The organism is Terrabacter sp. P5_B1 (assembly GCF_056400505.1).
On sequence record NZ_JBFULD010000036.1, the window covers coordinates 1 to 18,889 of the forward strand.

Genomic DNA, 18,889 nt, shown 5'->3' on the forward strand with positions numbered 1-18,889 from the left:
GACGACGGCCGACGGCGAGACCCGTCGTCGCTCGGAGGCCGGCGGTCAGCGCTGGTCACCAGCTCCGATGCCCAGCCCGAGCCGTGCGACTTCGGCAGCTCCCGTGCGTCCCGCTGCCGCCACCGACCCGGTGGGGAGCCAGACCGCGCCCCTCGGCTCGGACTCCTCGGAGGAGGCGACGGTTCGTCGCGCCGCGAGCACCGCCGATGCGCAGGCGCTTCCGGCTCCGGTCCCTGCAGCGGGCTCGCCGTTCGCCAGGCCGGCCGTCCTCCGGGGGCTCGTTGCCGGTGTCGTCGTCCTCGTCGGTCTCGTGGTCCTCCTCGTCGTGCGCCCCGGGTCCGACGACCCGGCTCCGGCCTTGCCCAAGCCCAGCGCCACGGTCTCGATGCCGGGTGACGACAGTGCGATCGGCGACGGTGTCTTCGACAAGCCGACCGTCTCGGCGAGGTCGGGCACGGGCAACGTCAGTTTCACGTGGAACTATCCGCAGCCCACGAAGAAGGACACCTTCCGGGTGTCCTACGGTCCCACTCCGTCCGATGCCGGAACCCCGGACCGCGCCAAGACCGTCTCGGTCTCGACGAGGAGCTACACGGTCAAGGCACCCAAGGGCACGAAGGTCTGCGCGACCGTGGTCGTGGCCCGCTCGGGCCAGGCCTCGCCGGGCTCCGACGTCCAGTGCGAAACCGCGCAGTGAGGCGTGGGGAGCCTGACCACCACCGCGGGCACCGGGCGCCGACGTCTGCCTGAGTACGCCAGCGGGTGGACACCTGACGGTCGGCACGGCACTCTCTGGACAGACACTGCCAAATCACCACAAGCTTCCGTTACGGTGCGAGTCTGCTCACCGTTGACGGCGGGCCAACGCGCGAGCGTGTCGACAGGGATTAGGGGACCTGATCGTGATCCACAGCAAGGTGACCGTCGTGTTCTGCGGCGAGGAGTACTCCGTGTCGCCGGAGACGGGCCTGACCATCGGTCGCACCGGCGACATCGAGGTGGACGACAACCCCTACCTGCACCGCACCTTCCTCGTCGTCTCGTTCGAGAACGGCTTCTGGCGGATCAGCAACACCGGATCGACGTTGACGGCGACGGTCGCCGACGAGCAGGGCCTCTTCCAGGCCTGGCTCAACCCGGGCGCGAAGATCCCGCTCGCGATGAAGAAGCTCATCGTCTGGTTCACGGCCGGCCCGACGACCTACGACTTCGAGATCCACGTGGCAAGCCCCGCCTTCAGGTCCGTGACCGGCGACGCGCCCGCCGACGTCCCCGCCGATGCGGACGACGAGGTCGGAGCGGCCACCGTCGGACGCGTGTCGTTGACGCCCGACCAGAAGCTGCTCGTCGTCGCGCTCTGCGAGCCGTTCCTGCGACGCCGGGAGGCGGGTACGAACCAGATCCCCTCCTCGGCCGCCGCCGCTGAACGGCTCGACTGGACCCTCACTCGTTTCAACCGCAAGCTCGACAACGTCTGCCAGAAGCTTGCCGATGCCGGCACGCGCGGCCTGCACGGCGGCGTCGGCAAGCTCGCGACCAACCGCAAGGCGCGGCTCGTGGAGCACGCCCTCTCGACCAAGCTCGTCACGGAGGGCGACCTCGCCMTCCTGGACCCGACGGTCACCAGCGACACCGTCGACACCACCGGCACCTTGCCCGATGCAGTGAACAGGGTCGACGGCCGGAAGGCCGTCGCCGAACAGGGGAACGCATGAGCACCGCCGCCACCAAGCGACGGGTCGGGGTCATCTCCACCGTCGTCGTCGCCCTCCTCGCGAGCCTGCTCGTCTGGATGGCCTCCCGCAGCGACGGTGAGATCGTGCGCAAGGCCGACCTCAATGACGGCGGCATCTGGGTGACCAACGCCGAGCAGGCCCGCTTCGGGCGCATCAACAAGCCGGCCGGTCAGCTCGACGCGGGCGTGCTGTCGGACGGCTCGACCGGTTCGGGCCTCGACGTCTTCCAGGACGGCGCGGCGATCGTCGGCTACTCCAGGGCGAGCAACCAGATCGTCCCGGTCAACCCGGCCGAGGGCACCCTCGCTCCGGAGCAGTCGATCGTCCTGCCGAAGCCGAGCACCGCCACCGGCAACCGCGTCTTCACCGCCCCCCTCGTCGACGTGCGGGGCGAGACCATCGCCATGATCGACCCGGCGAAGGGCGAGGTGCGCGCGCAGCACGTCGACAACCGTTCGGGCATCGCCGGCCTCGACGGCCTCCAGACCCAGGCCAAGCCGCTCGCCAAGGTCGGCGGCAACGCCGCGGTCGCCGTGGGGGTCGACGGCACGGTGTATGCCGTGTCCGCCGAGCTCGGCACGATCACCGTGCTGCGTCCGGCGGGCGACGCGTTTGCCGCGCCGGTCACGACGAAGCTCGGCTTCACGTCGAAGTCGGCACAGGTCACGGCGGTCGGCGCGCACTGGGTCGTCTGGGACTCCAGCACCGGCAAGCTCTACTCCGATGCCCTCTCGCAGCCCCAGCAGCTGTCGGTCGGCAATGCCGAGCCGGGCAACCCGGCCTTCGCCGCGCTGCAGCAGCCCGGCCCGGACGCGGCGTCGGTCCTCATCCAGGACGAGTCCCAGCTGAGCCAGGTCTCCCTGACGGGCGACAGCCCGACCACGGGCGGGGTGAAGCTCAGCCAGGGCGCGCCCGGGCAACGACTGTTCCTCTCCGCTCCGGTCCGCCTCGCGAGCTGCGTCCACGCGGCGTGGGCCGGCGCATCGAACGTCTACTACGGCCGCAACTGCGGCACACCCACCGACGCCCCGACCGTCGACCTCGGGGCGATGAAGAAGGGCGTGCGCACGGACGGCGTGAAGCTCCGCGTCAACCGCGGCCTCATCGTCCTCAACGACCTCGACTCCGGCGACGTCTGGGACATCGACCGCAACAAGGTCAAGATCGACAACTGGAACTCGGTCATCCCGCCGCCTCAGACCGACAACAAGAACAAGAAGAAGGACGAGAACCTCGTCGACGACCAGGTGAGCCGCACGCCCCCGAAGGCACAGCCGGACAACCTGCAGGTCCGGCCGGGTCGCACGTCGACGCTGCACGTCCTCGACAACGACTCGGACTCGCAGGGCTCGATCCTCGCCATCTCGCCCGGTGACGTCAGCCAGCCCGGCGCGCCGGGCATCTCGACCAGCGCCTCCGCCGACGGGCAGACCGTCCAGGTCACGGTCCCCGAGGAGGCCAGCGGCACGTTCTCGTTCGACTACACCGTCAACAACGGCACGACGGCCAAGAACGGCCGGGCCACCGCGAAGGTCACCGTGCGGATCGTCGGGTCCGAGGTCAACACGGCCCCGAAGCTGCGCGCGGGTCAGGCGAAGCTGGCCCGGGCGAAGCACCCCGTCGTCGCCGGAGGCTCCGTGCGCGTCGGTGTCGTCGCCGACTGGCGCGACGCCGAGAACGACCCGATCCAGGTCTCGGCCGTAGACCCGACGACCACCGGGGTCGACGGCTCCGGCGCCCTGACGGTCAAGGCGCAGCTCAACAAGGGCGATGAGGTCGTCCAGTACCAGGTCGACGACGGCCGCGGCGGCACCCAGCAGGCGTCCGTCACCCTCGACGTGCTGAGTGAGCAGGACAGCAAGGCGGTCCCGCCGAAGACCCAGCCGGACGTCCTGCGAGCCGTCGTCGGCAAGCCGGTCCAGCTCCAGCCGCTCGGCAACGACATCGCCGGCGCCGACCCCACCGACCCGCAGGCCCGCATGCGCCTGGCGCAGGCCGTCAAGGGCCCGGGCCAGCTGACGCTCGACACCAACCTCGACACCAACGTCCTCACCGTGACGGGCCAGACGCCCGGCACGTCGACGGTCACGTATGCCGCCCAGGTGGGCTCCGGGGTCAGCGTCGGCCGCATCCGCGTCGACATCATGCCCAACCCCTCGGTCGACCTGCCGCCCGTCGCGACACCCGACGCGGCCGTGCTGCGCGGGCAGACGCCGGTCATCGCCGACGTGCTCTCCAACGACTACAGCCCGCGCAGCGACGTCCTCGTCGTCCAGCGTGTCGTCACGGGCGACGCCTGGCTGCGGGTCTCGGTCGTGCAGGGCCGGTGGGTCCGCGTCGAGGCGACGGCGCCGCTCGGCGGTGACACGCCGCGCCGGGGCACGGTGAGCTACACCATCAGCGACGGCACCAAGACGGCCGTCGGCCAGCTCTCAGTGGTCCAGAAGCCGGTGCCCAAGGAGAAGGTCCTGCCGACGGTCGTCGACGACGTGGCGACGGTCCGCGTCGGTGACGCCGTGACGATCCCGGCTCTCGACAACGACTCGATGAGCGAGGGCATCCCGCTGAGGCTCGACCCGGCCGGCGTCAGGGTCCTGTCCGGCGGCGGCCAGGCCTTCGCCTCCGGGACCGTCGTGCGCTACGTCCCCGACCAGGAGGCGCTCAAGGGCTCGAAGGCCGCGATCCTCGAGTACGCCACCTACCCCGAGGGCCTGCGCGCCCGGGCCGTGACCGGTCGCATCAACGTGACCATCAACCCGCTGCCCGACGCCGTGAAGTACCCCAACCAGCCGCCGTCGGCACGGAGCTTCTCGGCGAGCGTCACCGCCGGTGACACCCTGGCCATCACGGTCCCGACGAGCGGTGTCGACCCGGACGGTGACCTCACCTTCGTCAGCGGCATCGTCGGTGAGGACGGCAAGGCCGTCGACCTCAAGCTGGGCCGCGTCCTCGGCTTCGGCGCGGCGACGATCCGCTACGAGGCGTACCCGCGCAGCGCGGGCACCGAGGTCATCCGCTACCAGCTGCGCGACCGCTTCGGCCTGACGAGCGAGGGCTTCGTGCGCGTCGGCGTGGTCCAGCCCGGCGATCCGCAGCCGCCCGTGGCCGTCGAGGACGACGTCGTCGCGGCGCCCGGCCGCACCGTGCACGCCGACGTGCTCTCCAACGACCTCATCGCGGCCGGGGACTCCGTGTCCTTCGTCGACCTGTCGACGCTCAACGACGCCGACGTGCTCAAGGACTTCCATCGCCAGAAGGACGACAGCTTCAAGGTCGTCGCGCCCGAGGACGGCCCGGCCAAGGTGCTCACCTACGGCATCACGGACGGCCTCTTCGACCCGTCGAAGTCGACGTTGACGGTGCGCGGACAGAAGGACTTCAACAACCCGCCGACCGCGGTCGACGACACGGGAACCGCCAAGCAGGGCGAGACCTCGATCCTCGTGGACGCGCTCGCCAACGACCGCGACCTCGACGGCGACCAGGCGAGCCTCAAGATCACGAAGTTCATCGGTGACGGCGTCGTGCGAGAGGGCCGCAAGCTGCGCATCCAGCTGCGACCGCAGGCCCGCGTCGTCCCCTACGTCATCGAGGACGCCGACGGCGCCTCGGCCATGGCGCTCGTCTACGTCCCTGCCGGCACCAACGGCGCGCCCTACGTCGTGGACGGCAGGACCATCAAGATGGGTGCCGACTCCACCGCCAAGGTCTCGCTCGGGGACTACGTCAGCGACCCGCGTGGCGGCAAGGTGACGCTGACCTCGCCCGACACCCTGTCGACCTCTCCCGAGGAGAACCTCCAGTCCGAGGCCGGCTCGGGCACCGACCTCACCCTCACGTCGACCAACGGCTACGTCGGTCCCGCAGCCGTGATGCTCGAGGTGACGAACGCGACGGGACCGGCAGACAAGGCGGCCCAGACGGCATACGTCACGATCCCGGTCCAGATCGGGCCGGACGTGCCGGTGCTGCGCTGCCCCGACCACGAGGTGCAGCTCGTCGCCGACGGCCCGGCGCGCTCGTTCGACATCCCGCGGTTGTGCCACGCGTGGCTGCCCACCGGGATGGACACCGGCAACGCGCAGTACGAGGCGGCATGGGACCCGGCCATCGACCGGGTCGACCTGAGCCAGGCCGGTGCCGGTGGGCGCCAGGTCGTCCTCAAGGCTCAGGCCGCCGCCAAGGAGGGCGCAACGGGCGCCGTCGCGGTCAAGGCCAAGGGCGGTGCGGACTCCTTCAAGATCAAGGTCAGGGTCATCAGCTCGCCGCCGATCGCCAACCTGCGCCCGGTCCGCATCGAGGGCCTCATCGCCGGCACGGGCCGCACCATCAACCTCGCGCAGTACCTCGACAGCCCCCTGACCGCGCCGAAGTGCTCGGTCCAGGGGTCACAGGTGATGTCCGGCACGGGTGTCAGTGCCTCGGCCAGCGGCTGCCAGCTCACCGTCACGGCCGCCGACAAGGCGCGCGGCGACGCGAGCATCGCGGTGCAGGTCATCGACGCGCCGGGACGCCCCGCGGCGCTCGGTGAGGTCAGCGTCAGTGTCCGGAGCAGGCCCGACGCGGCAGCCGCGCCGGTCGCGGTGGCCGACCGGATCCTCGGAAGCAGCGCGCGCGTCGACTTCCGACCGCCGGCCTACGACGGTGGTCTCCCGATCCAGGGCTACGAGGTCACGGTGATCGGACCCGGTGGCGGCACCAGGGCCTGCTCGTCGTCGCCGTGCACCGTCACCGGCCTGACGAACGGTCAGGACTACTCGTTCACGGTCCGCAGCCGCAACCCGGTGGGCTGGTCGGACCCGAGCCCGCCGAGCAACACGGTGCGTCCCGACACCAAGCCCAAGGCGACGTCGATCAGCGACGTCACCCCGGGCGACCGCAAGCTCACCGTGAGCTGGACCGAGCCGCCCAACGAGGGCAGCAAGGTGCTGAAGTACCGCGTCCAGTGGGTCGACATCGGTGGCAACGCCGGTGCCACCGGGCAGGCGGACGTCCCGGCCCCGGCCCTGACGAAGGTCGTCACCGGCCTGATCAACGACGACGCCTACAACATCCGGGTCCAGGCCTACAACGAGGCAGGGTGGGGTCCCTTCGGACCGGACGTCAAGGCGCAGTCGTTCGGCAAGCCGGCCGCGGTGCCGGCGCCGACGTTGAGCCCTCGCTCACCGGTCCCCGGCGAGACCAACGCCCAGGTGTCGATCTCCTGGCCCTCGACCGACCCCAACGGGCCGGCCATCACGAAGTACGACGTCTTCCGGCGCACCGGAGGCGGCGCGTGGAACCTCATCGCGACCCGCTCGGGCGGCGACTCCCGGGTCGCGAGCGACACGGTGCCCTACCAGGGGCAGACGGTCGACTACGTCGTGACCGCGACCAACGGTGGCCCGGCGACGTCCGACAAGACCAACTACCGGAGCTACACGGCCAACGGCTATCCCGACAAGCCCGCCATCACGCGCGCCGTCACCCCCCGTGACGACAAGACCGCCGACATCAGCTACACGGTGGGAGCCGCGCACGCGGGCGGTGGCCAGCGGGTCACGTACTCGACGTCCAGCGGGGCCCGCGGCAGCTTCAGCTGTGGGTCCGGGTCCTGCACCCAGACCACCGGCGCGCTTCCCGTCGGCTCGCAGACGATCACGGTGACGACCTGCAACAGTGCCAACCTGTGCCAGACCTCCGGCGGGGAGTCCATCTCGCCGTACGGCGCGACCCAGGGCGTGCCCAACCTCCACGTCTCGAACAAAGACGGCAACAGCATCACCTTCAGCTGGGGGACCACGGCCAGCAACGGTCGGCCGATCACCGGTTACGAGATCAACGGCGACCGCAACCAGACCGTCGGGGCCGGCACGCACTCGACGACCTTCAACAACCTCGGCTACTCGACGTCGCGGACGATCCGGGTGCGCGCCATCGCCCAGGACTCCGGGCCCGGACCGTGGACGGCGAACGTGACCGGCACGACCGACCCCCAGCCGCCGCCGCCCAAGCCGCAGGTGACGGCGCTCTACCCGACGGGCAACGCCGGCTACACCAGCGGGTGCAGCACAGGCAAGTGCCCCTTCATCGGATACAACCTGAACAACTTCCAGGGGAGCATCCGTTGCGTCTTCGACAGCGACCAGGGACCCAACGCCTGGCCCAACAACGTCGATGACGGCACTCGGGGAACCCACGAACCCATGGAGGGGACCAACCAGTCGACGAAGTACTACGGCTTCTCGCGCGGCTGGATCTCGGTCACCTGCACCGGGTCCAACGGTTCCGACTCGTTGAAGCGCAGTCCCTGGGGCGGGGGCTCGTGAGCCTCCATCGACCGCCCGCCCGCCATGGGCGTGCGCCCGAGTCGGCGGCACGCCCAACCCCCCGGGCCACCCGGCATACGAACGCCTTCCGCATGAACACGACAGGAGCACGACACCCATGACCGCCACGCCCACCACCGGTCGGATCACCCAGGAGCAGGTCACGTGGTTCGCCCACACCTTCGACCAGCTCGTCGGCAACATCGAGAAGGCCGTCCTCGGCAAGCAGCACGTGACGCGCCTCGCGCTCACCTGCCTGCTCTCCGAGGGGCACATGCTCCTCGAGGACTTCCCGGGCACCGGCAAGACGCAGCTCGCCCGCGCCCTCTCGGCGACAGTGCAGGGCACGCACAGCCGCATCCAGTTCACGCCGGACCTGCTCCCGAGCGATGTCACCGGAGTGACGATCTACGAGCCGACGAAGCAGACCTTCGAGTTCCACCCGGGCCCGATCTTCGCGACCATCGTGCTGGCCGACGAGATCAACCGCGCCTCGCCGAAGACGCAGTCGGCGCTGCTCGAGGTCATGGAGGAGGGCCGGGTCACCATCGACGGCAAGCCGCACTCGGTCGGTGAGCCGTTCATGGTCATCGCGACACAGAATCCCATCGAGCAGGCCGGCACCTACCGGCTGCCCGAGGCCCAGCTCGACCGCTTCCTCATGAAGGCGAGCGTCGGCTACCCGGACCACGAGGCGACGATCGCCGTCCTCGCCGACGCCAAGACGCGTGACCGGGCGAAGACGCTCAGCCCGCTCATCGCGAGCAACGTCATCGTCGAGATGAGCAAGCTCGCCGACGAGGTGCACGTGGACCCGGCGATCCTCGGCTACGTCAGCCGCATCGCCGAGGAGTCGCGTCGCCACCCCTCGCTCAAGCTCGGCCTGTCGGTGCGAGGCTGCCTCGCCTACGTCCGCTGCGCCAAGACGTGGGCCGCGAGCCAGGGTCGCACCTACGTCGTCCCGGACGACATCAAGCTGCTCGCCGAGCCCGTGCTGAGCCACCGCCTGCTGCTGGGCGCCGAGGCGCAGTTCGCCGGCACGACCGTCGAGCAGTGCGTCGACCAGATCCTCGGCGACATCGCGCCGCCGGCCGAGCGCGCCTCGGCCTGACCGGCGACTCGAGCCGAAGCAACCAAGGGGAACGCATGACCCAGCAGGACCAGGGGGCAGCGCCGTCGCGCGCCGTCCCGGGCTCGACGAGCCGTGGCCTCCGCCAGATCACGACGCCGATCACCCGCTCCATCGAGCAGGTGGCGGACCAGACCAAAGGTGTCTGGCGTCCGGTCGCCGGCCTCCTGCGGTGGATCTCGCCGCTCGGGTGGACGATCCTCGCGCTCGGCGTCGTCTGCTGGGCCGTCGGCGCACGCTGGGGATGGACCGAGCTGCTCATGGTCGCCGCTGCGGCCCTGCTCCTCTTCCTCATCTGCTTCGCCCTCGCGCTCGGCCGGACCAAGGTCCGCATCCTCGCCGAGGTCGACCCGCGCCGGGTCGTCGTCGGCGAGCCCGCGACCGGCCGGATCCGCGTCACCAACGAGGCGCGCACGCCGATGCTGGCGATCCTCGTCGAGCTGCCCGTGGGCCTGTCGGCCGCCCGGTTCGTGCTGCCCCCGCTGACCCCCGGCACCGCGCACGAGGAGCTCTTCGTCGTCCCGACCTCACGCCGCGGCGTCATCCAGGTCGGCCCGGCGACGACCGTGCAGGGCGACCCGCTCGGCCTGATGCGCCGCACCCTGACGTGGACCGAGCGCACCGAGCTCTTCGTCCACCCGCGCACGGTCGCCCTGGAGTCGCTGGGGGCAGGGCTCCTCCGAGACCTCGAGGGCAGCACCACCGAGGACGTCTCGATGAGCGACCTCGCCTTCCACGCGCTGCGGGAGTACCAGCCGGGTGACGACCGCCGCTACATCCACTGGCGCAGCTCGGCCAAGGCCGGCAAGCTCCTCGTGCGCCAGTTCCTCGACACCCGGCGCTCGCACGTCACGGTCATCGTCGACCCCGACCCGGAGCAGTACCGCTCCGGCCACGGCAGGACTGGGCGGACCGACCGCGACGTCGAGCGCGACGTCATGGCCGCCAACGCCCCGACGGCGATCCAGGCGGACGTCGAGACGGCGATCTCGGTCGGCAGCTCGATCATGGTCCGGGTCATGCTCGACGAGCAGGACGCCACCATCGTCTGCGGCACGCAGAAGGTGACGAAGTCGGTCCCACAGGTGGGTCTCGACGCGATGTCGCGGGTCGAGCCCGGACCGGTCGACCTCTTCACCACCTCGCTCGACGCGGCCGAGATGGCGCCCGACACGAGCACCTGCTTCCTCGTGACGGGTCCGCACCGCCCCTTCGTCGAGCTGCAGCGCGCGGCCGGACAGTTCCCGCCCGAGGTCAGGCGCGTCATCGTCGTCATCGACCCGATGGCCGAGCACGGCATCCGTCACGGCGGCGGCCTCGTCATCCTCACGCTCTCCGCGCTCGAGGACCTCCGCACGCTTCTCGTCTCAGGGGTGGCCCGATGAGCTCACCGACGTCACCGGGCCCGGCCGGCTCGATGGGCTCGATCCCGGCGCCTCCTCCCTCCGCGCTGGTCAAGCCCCTGTCGGCCGGCGAGCGCATCCGTGCCCAGCTGGTCCGGCTGCGCCCGACCGTCCCCCACCTCGTCGACGCCGGCTTCGCGCTGCTGCTCGTCGCGCTGGCGCTCGTCGGCTTCCGCACGACCTTCTTCGGCCTCGGCTGGCTCTGGGTCGGAATCGCCGGCCTCGTCATCGGCCTGCTCGTCACCCACGTCACCGCGACGTTCCGGGCCTACGGCATCGTCACGCTGCTCGCCGTCGCGGCGGCCTACCTCCTGCTCGGAGGGCCCGTCGCGGTCCGCGAGGACCTCGTGGCGGGCTTCATCCCGTCGGGGCAGACGTTCGCGACGCTCGTGCACATGGCGGTCCCCGGCTGGAAGGAGCTGCTGACAGCGCTCGCCCCCGTCGACTCCGAGGGTCCCTACATGGCCCTGCCGTTCCTCTTCGGGCTCGCCGGCGCCGCGCTGACCTATGGAGTCGCGCGTCGCTGGGCGGGCGCCGTCCTCGCGCTCGTCGCGCCGGTGCTGCTCCTCGTCGCCTCGATCGTGCTCGGCACGCTGACGCCCGCGGCGGTGCTGCTCCAGGGCGCCGTCTTCGCCCTCGTCGCCATCGGCTGGACCGCGTTGCGCAGCAACCGCAACCGGCCCGCCCTGCAGAACGGTGCCGGCCGCACGACCCGCGCGGTCACGACCGCCGCGCTGCTCGCCGTCGCGACCGTGGGTGGCTTCTTCGCCGGGCCCCTGCTGCCCGGCGCCGACGGCGCCGAGCGCACGGTCTTCCGCTCGGCCCTCGTGCCGCCCTTCGACGTGACCCAGTACGCCTCTCCGCTCGCCGGATTCCGGCAGTACACCGAGCCCAACGGTGCGCAGCTCTTCGACAAGACCCTGCTGACGGTCACGGGCCTGCCGCAGGGCGTGCCGGTGCGCATCGCCGCTCTCGACTCCTACGACGACTTCGTCTGGGGCGCCGGCAAGCTCGCCAACGACGGCAGCGGCGACACCCCCGACGGTGCGGGCTTCCGCAAGGTCGGCAGCCACATCGCGGCCGAGGGCGCCGGAGACCCGGTGACGGCAACGGTGAGCGTTGCGGCAAGTGGCTACAACGACGTGTGGCTGCCGACGTTCGGCACCGTCACCGGTCTCGACTTCGGTGGCTCACGCGCGGACCAGCTCCGGACCGACCTGCGCTTCAACGTCGACACCAACACCGGCGTCCTGCCCGAGAAGCTCCAGGCCGGCGACACCTACACGGTCACCGCGCTGGCGCAGAAGGTCGACGCGCAGCTGCCGAAGAGCGTCGACGTCGCCGACGGCACCGTCGTCGACAGCCAGAACCTGACGTTCGTCGACGACAAGATCTCGCCGTGGACCGAGCGCGTCGACGGCCAGTGGGAGAAGGTCGTCGCCGTGGCCAAGGCCATGCAGGACGGCGCCTACACCGACGGCGGCGCCCCCGGCGACTACCAGAACATCTTCCTCCCGGGTCACAGCCTCCGGCGGATGACGCAGTTCATGAAGGCCACCCAGCTCGCCGGCGACGACGAGCAGTATGCCGCCGGGCTGGCCCTCGCGGCCAACCGCCTCGGGGTGCCCGCCCGGGTGGTCCTCGGCGCCGAGCCCGACGCCACCGGCGCCATCAAGGGCAAGGACGTCCACGCCTGGGTCGAGGTCGCACGGACCGACGGCTCGTGGCAGCCGATCTACTGGAGGCAGTTCGTCCCGGACCGCAACAAGAAGCCGCAGCAGCTGATCCAGAAGTCCGAGGAGAAGAAGACCGGCGCCCAGGTGCCCCCACCCGCGGCGAACAACCCGCCAAGCGTCCTCCAGGGTCCCGACCAGGCGCAGAACGCGACCCAGCTGAAGACCCCGCAGAAGGACGACAAGAACCCGCTCGACCCGAACAACTGGCCGGACTGGCTGCGCTGGCTCTTCTTCTTCGTCGTGATCCCGCTGCTCGTCGTGCTCCTCGCCTACGGCGCCATCCGGGGAGCCAAGTGGCTCCGCCGGCGGCGTCGGCGCACGACAGGCGAGACGGCGAGCCGGGTCAGCGGCGGCTGGCGCGAGGTCGTCGACACCGCCCGCGACCTACGCATGCCCCTGCCGGCCAAGGGAACCCGACTGGAGCAGGCGCGCGCCCTGGAGGAGCACGTCCACGGTCCCGCGCCCGAGAAGCCGAGCCCGGTCGTCGACGGTGCCCTCATGGGCGCCCCCGTCCCGTCGAGTGCTCCGTCGAGTGCTCCGTCGAGTGCTCACTTCCCCCCGGGTTCCGGAGCGGCCACACCTTCCCCTGACGGGGGGGAAGTGAGCACTCGACAGGCTCGTGACCTGGCCCTCGTACCGCTCGCGGCCGCCGCCGACGGCCACRTCTTCGACGTCTCCGAGCCGACGCCGGAGGAGGTCGACGCCTTCTGGGCCGACGTCGAGACGGCGCGCCGGCGGATCCGGAGCCATCAGAGCCTCTGGCAGAGACTGCGCGGCGACGTCTCGCTGCGCACCTTCCGAGAGCACCAGCCGGGCGGCTCCGGCCTCGGGCCCGACCGCATCCGCACCTCGCGCCGCCAGGGCCGAGGTGCGCCCACCCGCCGCGAACCGGCGACGACGACGTGGCGGGGCACCATGGCGCCCAGCGCCAAGAGCGCCCGGGCGGCACGAAAGGGAAGAGACGCGTGAAGCTGAAGTTCGTCCTCCGCTCGGGGGACCGCGAGACCGACCTCGTCGCGACGACGGACTCCGCCACCACGGTCGGTGACCTCGCCTCCTACCTCGCGGCCGCCGACCCGAACCGCTCGAGCGGGCTCGGGGTCGACGCCGCGATGACCCTCGCCCTCGTCGACCAGGACCTGCGTGGGCTCGACCCGCGTTCGACCGTCGCCGAGAGCGGTCTGCAGTCGGGCATGCGCGTGTCGGTGACCTGCGCCGGGGATGGTTTCGTCGACCGGGGCCGTCCGGCGGCCGTCGCCCACATCCGGTCCGGCCCAGACGCGGGCAAGGAGTTCCCGCTCGCCCGCGGGACGGCATACGTCGGCCGTGGTCGCGGATGCGAGGTGCAGCTGTCCGACGAGTCCGTCTCGCGCAAGCACGCCAAGCTCGTCATCCAGGAGGTCGTCGAGGTCGTCGACCTCGGCTCGGCCAACGGCATCACCGCCGGTGGACAGCAGGTCACGCGCGCCCACCTCAAGAGCGGCGACGTCGTGCGCGTCGGCGACACCGAGCTCGAGGTGCTCCTCCACGGAGACGGCGTCGTCAGCCGTCCCGGGAGCGGCGTCCTGTCCGGCGACGCCGGCACCGTCGCCTTCTCCCGCTCGCCCCGGGTGGCACCGCTCTTCTCCGGCCAGGAGTGGCAGGTCCCCGACCTGCCCGAGCGGAGCAAGCTGAACCCGATGCCGCTCGTCGCGATGGTCGTGCCGCTGCTCATGGGCATCGTCGTGTACCTCATCACGCGCAGTGCCTTCTCGATCATCTTCATGCTGATGATGCCGATGATGATGGCCGGCACGTACTACGAGGCGCGGCGCCAGCAGAAGAAGGAGTACGCGCAGGCGATGGCGGACTTCCGCGAGGACCTCGAGCTGCTCTCGCAGCGCATCCGCGGGTCGCTCGAGGTCGAGGGCAACACCCGGCGCGCCGAGCACCCCAGCGGCGTCGACTGCCTCACCGCCGTCCGCGACCGGAGCGCCCTGCTGTGGACCCGCCGCCGCGACGGCAACGGCTTCGGCGAGCTCCGCCTCGGCCTCGGCACCCGTCCGTCCCGGTCCGCGATCAAGATGCCGGCCGTCGGCCGCTCCAAGGCGGAGGCCTGGCTCGCGGTCTCGGAGGAGCTGCAGGGTCTCGAGGTCGTCCACGACGTCCCCGTCGTGGCCACCCCCCTGACCGACGGTGCCGTCGGCATCGCCGGAGAGCGCGCGAGCGCTCTCGGCGCGGCACGCTCCTTCGTGCTCCAGATGGCGTCGCTGCACTCACCGGCCGAGCTCGCGGTCTGCTCCTTCGCCTCCGGCAGCTCCGCCCGTGACTGGGACTTCGTCAAGTGGCTTCCGCACACGACGTCGCCGCACAGCCCGATCGAGGTCGACCACCTCGCTGCGAGCGCACCCGGGTGCTCGGCGCTCGCCGACGCCCTCGAGGACATCATCGAGGCCAAGGGCACCGGCAAGGAGCAGGAGCAGGCGGACGCCGAGCGTCCCACCGTCCTCGTGCTCGTCGAGAGCGACGCCCCCATCGACCGCAGCCGCCTCGTCGCCATCGCCGAGCGCGGCCACCGGCACGGCATCGTGGTGTTCTGGGTCGCCGAGACCCAGCAGCTGCTGCCGGCCGCGTGCCACACCTTCCTCGTCGTCAGCGACGACCACGGCTCGCTCGCCGGTTTCGTGCACGCGGGCGAGGAGGTGCAGCCTGTCGCCGTCGACCGCATCGGCTACGACGAGGCCATGGCGTGTGCGCGCCAGCTCGCGCCCGTCGTCGACGCCGGCGTGCCGGTGGACGACGCGAGCGACCTGCCCCGGGCCGTCTCGCTCCTCACCCTCGCCGGCACGGACCTCGCGAGCTCCGAGCAGGCCGTCATCGAGAAGTGGGGTGAGTCCCGCTCGATCCTCACCGGCCCCTATGCGCCGGCGGTCCTGCCGCGCAAGCCCGGCAACCTGCGCGCCATCGTCGGACAGTCGAGCCAGGGAACCTTCTCCGTCGACATCCGCTCCGACGGACCGCACGCCCTCGTCGGTGGCACGACCGGTGCCGGCAAGTCCGAGCTGCTCCAGGCGTGGATCCTCGGCATGGCCGCCGCCCACTCGCCGCAGCGCGTCACCTTCCTGCTCGTCGACTACAAGGGTGGCTCGGCCTTCCGCGACTGCGTCAAGCTGCCGCACACGGTCGGCCTCGTCACCGACCTGTCGCCGCACCTCGTGCGGCGTGCGCTCGCGTCGCTCGCGGCCGAACTGCACTACCGCGAGCACCTGCTCGCCCGGCACAAGGCCAAGGACCTCGTCGAGCTCGAGCGGCGCGGCGAGGTCGACGCCCCGCCGTCGCTCATCATCGTCGTCGACGAGTTCGCCGCCCTCGTCCAGGAGGTGCCCGAGTTCGTCGACGGCGTCGTCAACGTCGCCCAGCGCGGCCGTTCGCTCGGCCTGCACCTCATCCTCGCCACGCAGCGTCCTGCCGGTGTCATCAAGGACAACCTGCGCGCCAACACCAACCTGCGGATGGCGCTGCGGATGGCCGACGAGAACGACTCCGACGACGTGCTCGGGTCCAAGGAGGCGGCGTTCTTCGACCCCGCCCTCCCCGGCCGGGCCGTGTCCAAGACCGGCCCGGGCCGGCTCGTCCCCTTCCAGACGGGGTATGCCGGTGGGTGGACCTCGGACGTCCCGCCGCCGCCCGACATGAAGGTCGAGACGCTGACCTTCGGCCGCGGCACCGAGTGGGAGCCGCCGCGCGTCGAGGGCGCCGACGAGGCGGCCGACCTCGGCCCGACCGACATCCAGCGTCTCGTCGCCACGCTCGGCCGCGCCGCGCGCGTCGCCGAGCTGCCCAAGCCACGCAAGCCGTGGCTACCCGACATGCGCGCGGTCTACGACCTCGCGACGCTGCCGACGGAGCGCCGCGACGACGAGCTCGTCTTCGGCGTGGCCGACGACCCGGACAAGCAGGTCCAGCCCGAGATCGCGTTCCGCCCCGACAAGGAGGGCAACATCGCGATCTACGGCACGTCCGGCTCGGGCAAGTCCGTCTTCCTGCGCTCGATGGCGGTCGCGGCCGGCTACACGGTGCGCGGCGGTCCCTGCCACGTCTACGGCCTCGACTTCGGCAACCGCGGTCTCGCGATGCTCGAGACGCTGCCGCACGTCGGATCCATCGTGCCGGGCGGTGACCACGAGCGCGTCACCCGGCTGCTCCGCATGCTGCGCGCCACGATCGACGAGCGCGCCTCGCGCTACTCCGGCGTCAGTGCCGCGACGATCACCGACTACCGCCGCCTGGGCGCTCGACCTGACGAGCCGCGCGTGCTCGTCCTCATCGACAACATGACGGCGTTCCGGCAGGCCTACGAGGTGGGCGGACGCTTCCAGTGGCTCGACCTGCTCGCCGGTCTCGCGGCCGACGGACGACCGGTCGGCGTGCACTTCATCATCGCCTCCGACCAGCGCACCGGCCTGCCCACCAACCTCGCCGCGGCGGTGCAGGGACGGATCATCCTGCGCATGAGCAACGTCGACGACTACTCCGTCCTCGGCGTGCCCGGCGACGTCCTGACGATGGCCTCCCCGCCCGGACGAGGCCTCATGTCAGGGTCCGAGGTGCAGGTCGCGGTGCTCGGCGGCTCGTCCGACGTCACCGTCCAGGCCGCGGCGATCGAGGCCTTCGCCGACGCGACGCGCAAGGCCGGTGTCAGCCAGGCGCCGCAGATCGAGAGTCTCGCCGAGGTCATCCCGCTCGGCGACCTGCCGTCGGAGTTCGGCGGTCGACCCGTCGTCGGGGTCGCCTCCTCGAGCCTCGAGCCGCACGGCTTCGACCCGAAGGGCACCTTCATCATCACCGGGCCCTCCGGTTCGGGGCGCACGACGGCGGTGGCCACGACGGCGGCCGGCCTCTTCCGGTTCAGCTCGGCCTCGGCGCTCTACCTCATGACGCCGCGGCGGACCTCGGAGCTGCTCGACCTCGGCATCTGGACCGAGACCGCGGTCGGCGGGGAGGCCACGACGGCGCTCGCGACCCGGCTCGCCGCCGACATCGAGGAGGGGCGCGTCACGAGGCCCGTCGCGGTCTTCGTCGAGCGCATCGACGACCTCGCGCCGTCGGGCGCCGAGAACGCCCTGACGACCCTGACCAAGGCCTGCGTCGACAACGACCAGCTCGTCGTCGCCGAGGGTGAGGCGGCCTTCTTCAGCAGCAACTTCGGCCTGCAGGCACTGCTCAAGACCTCGCGCTCGGGCCTCGCCCTGCACCCGGACGGCAACGAGGGGCTCTCCGTCTTCAAGGCGAACCTCCCCGCCCTCAACCGGGCCGAGCTCCCCCCGGGACGCGGTTTCCTCATCGAGAAGGGCCGTTTCGAGCTGCTCCAGGCGGCTCTGCCGTGAGCTCGCTCAGCCCGCCGAAAGCGTTGTGGCACAAGGGAGTCGAAGGACGCTCACGGCATGCGCCATCGGGGTCCGCGAGGCGGCGAAATCATGGGGAGTGCTCCCCATCGACACCCCCCGAAGGCTGACATAGGTTCTGCATGTCGACGAAAGCCACCCATCGGATGAACCGCCCGAAGGTGTCAGAACGTCGAGAAGTCTCGAACAGCGCGGGCCTGCACGGTTGGTCCGGAAGAGAACTTCCCGAATCAGTCGGGGGAACACAGGCAAAGGAGAAGGTCATGGCTTGGCTCGGTATGAACGACGATGAGGTCAACGCCCAGGGCAACGTCCTGCAGCAGCAGGCGGAGGCCATCCAGAAGCTCATCGGCAAGGTCGACGCGGAGGTCGAGTCGCTCAAGCAGAACTGGCAGGGTGACGACTCCAAGCAGTTCGAGCAGGAGTGGACCGGCACGCACCGTCCCGAGCTCCAGAAGGCCCAGAAGCTGCTCACCGAGATGAAGTCGACGATCGACCACGAGGTCTCGCAGCAGCGCAGCACCTCGTCGCAGTACTGATCGACCTTCGCTCACCCAAGACCAACGCACGCTTCACTTCTGAAGGGGAACTGACATGGCTGTTTACAAGAAGGGTATGAACGCCGACGCGGTGTCCGCGTCCGGTGACAAGCTCGTCGGCTACAAGGGCGAGCTCGACGGCATCGTCGAGGCCGTCAACGGCGCCGTCTCCACCATCAAGGGCAACTGGGGCGGCACCGACGCCGAGCAGTTCCAGAGCGACTGGCACGGCCAGCGCCAGGTCGTGTCGGCCGCCGGCGACAAGCTCGACGCCATGGGCAAGAAGTGCAAGACGAACGCCGAGACGCAGAAGCAGACGTCGTCGAAGTGAGTCCGGGTGTCGCGTGAGCCACGGCTCCGCGGCAACCGCAGCGCGAAGGGTGGTCGCTCTCTCAGGGGAGGAGCGGCCGCCCTTTCGTGTGCGCCGGCTCGGGTGGCCTGAGCCCAGGTGTGCGTCATCGCACGCCGTGGCGAGATGAATTGGCGTTGGTGCGCCACTGGCCCGTAGATTCTCTCTCAGCAAGGCAGCAATGCAGAAGTATCTTCGGACAGGAGGCCCCTTCGTGAGCCTGTTTCCCCTCGTGGCCGTCGTCGCCGACCGGTCCGACCTCGCCGACGCGCTGACCCGCCGCGGCTGCGTGCCCACCCCCGCCC

The 18,889-nt window shown here is 70.9% G+C and carries 8 protein-coding genes and 1 pseudogene; all 9 read left to right on the top strand.

Annotated elements, in window-relative coordinates; genetic code table 11:
• Positions 1–697 (top strand): annotated as a pseudogene (locus tag AC1DP0_RS04640) (serine/threonine-protein kinase); the annotation flags it as partial.
• A gap of 205 nt (positions 698–902) precedes the next feature.
• Positions 903–1,715, top strand: a complete 813-nt coding sequence (locus AC1DP0_RS04645) for a hypothetical protein (protein WP_478082713.1) — start codon at positions 903–905, stop codon at positions 1,713–1,715.
• Positions 1,712–8,044, top strand: a complete 6,333-nt coding sequence (locus AC1DP0_RS04650; RefSeq protein WP_478082714.1) for an Ig-like domain-containing protein — start codon at positions 1,712–1,714, stop codon at positions 8,042–8,044. The genes AC1DP0_RS04645 and AC1DP0_RS04650 overlap by 4 nt, the downstream gene beginning before the upstream one ends.
• 118 nt (positions 8,045–8,162) lie before the next feature.
• Complete coding sequence (locus tag AC1DP0_RS04655; protein ID WP_478082715.1) at positions 8,163–9,155, top strand: AAA family ATPase; 993 nt, start codon at positions 8,163–8,165, stop codon at positions 9,153–9,155.
• Positions 9,156–9,190: 35 nt separating this feature from the next.
• On the top strand, positions 9,191–10,558 hold the full coding sequence (locus AC1DP0_RS04660; RefSeq protein WP_478082716.1) for a DUF58 domain-containing protein: 1,368 nt from the start codon (positions 9,191–9,193) through the stop codon (positions 10,556–10,558).
• Entirely contained in the window at positions 10,555–13,281 is a 2,727-nt protein-coding gene (locus tag AC1DP0_RS04665; protein WP_478082717.1) for a transglutaminase family protein, read from the top strand. Before AC1DP0_RS04660 ends, AC1DP0_RS04665 begins: the two co-directional genes overlap by 4 nt.
• Positions 13,278–17,678, top strand: coding sequence for an FtsK/SpoIIIE domain-containing protein (locus tag AC1DP0_RS04670; RefSeq protein ID WP_478082718.1), 4,401 nt, complete (start codon positions 13,278–13,280; stop codon positions 17,676–17,678). The genes AC1DP0_RS04665 and AC1DP0_RS04670 overlap by 4 nt, the downstream gene beginning before the upstream one ends.
• A gap of 281 nt (positions 17,679–17,959) precedes the next feature.
• A complete protein-coding gene (locus AC1DP0_RS04675) occupies positions 17,960–18,235 on the top strand; it encodes a WXG100 family type VII secretion target (protein ID WP_478082719.1) in 276 nt (91 codons plus the stop codon).
• A gap of 55 nt (positions 18,236–18,290) precedes the next feature.
• Entirely contained in the window at positions 18,291–18,566 is a 276-nt protein-coding gene (locus tag AC1DP0_RS04680; protein ID WP_344942552.1) for a WXG100 family type VII secretion target, read from the top strand.
• The last annotated feature ends 323 nt before the right edge of the window (positions 18,567–18,889 follow it).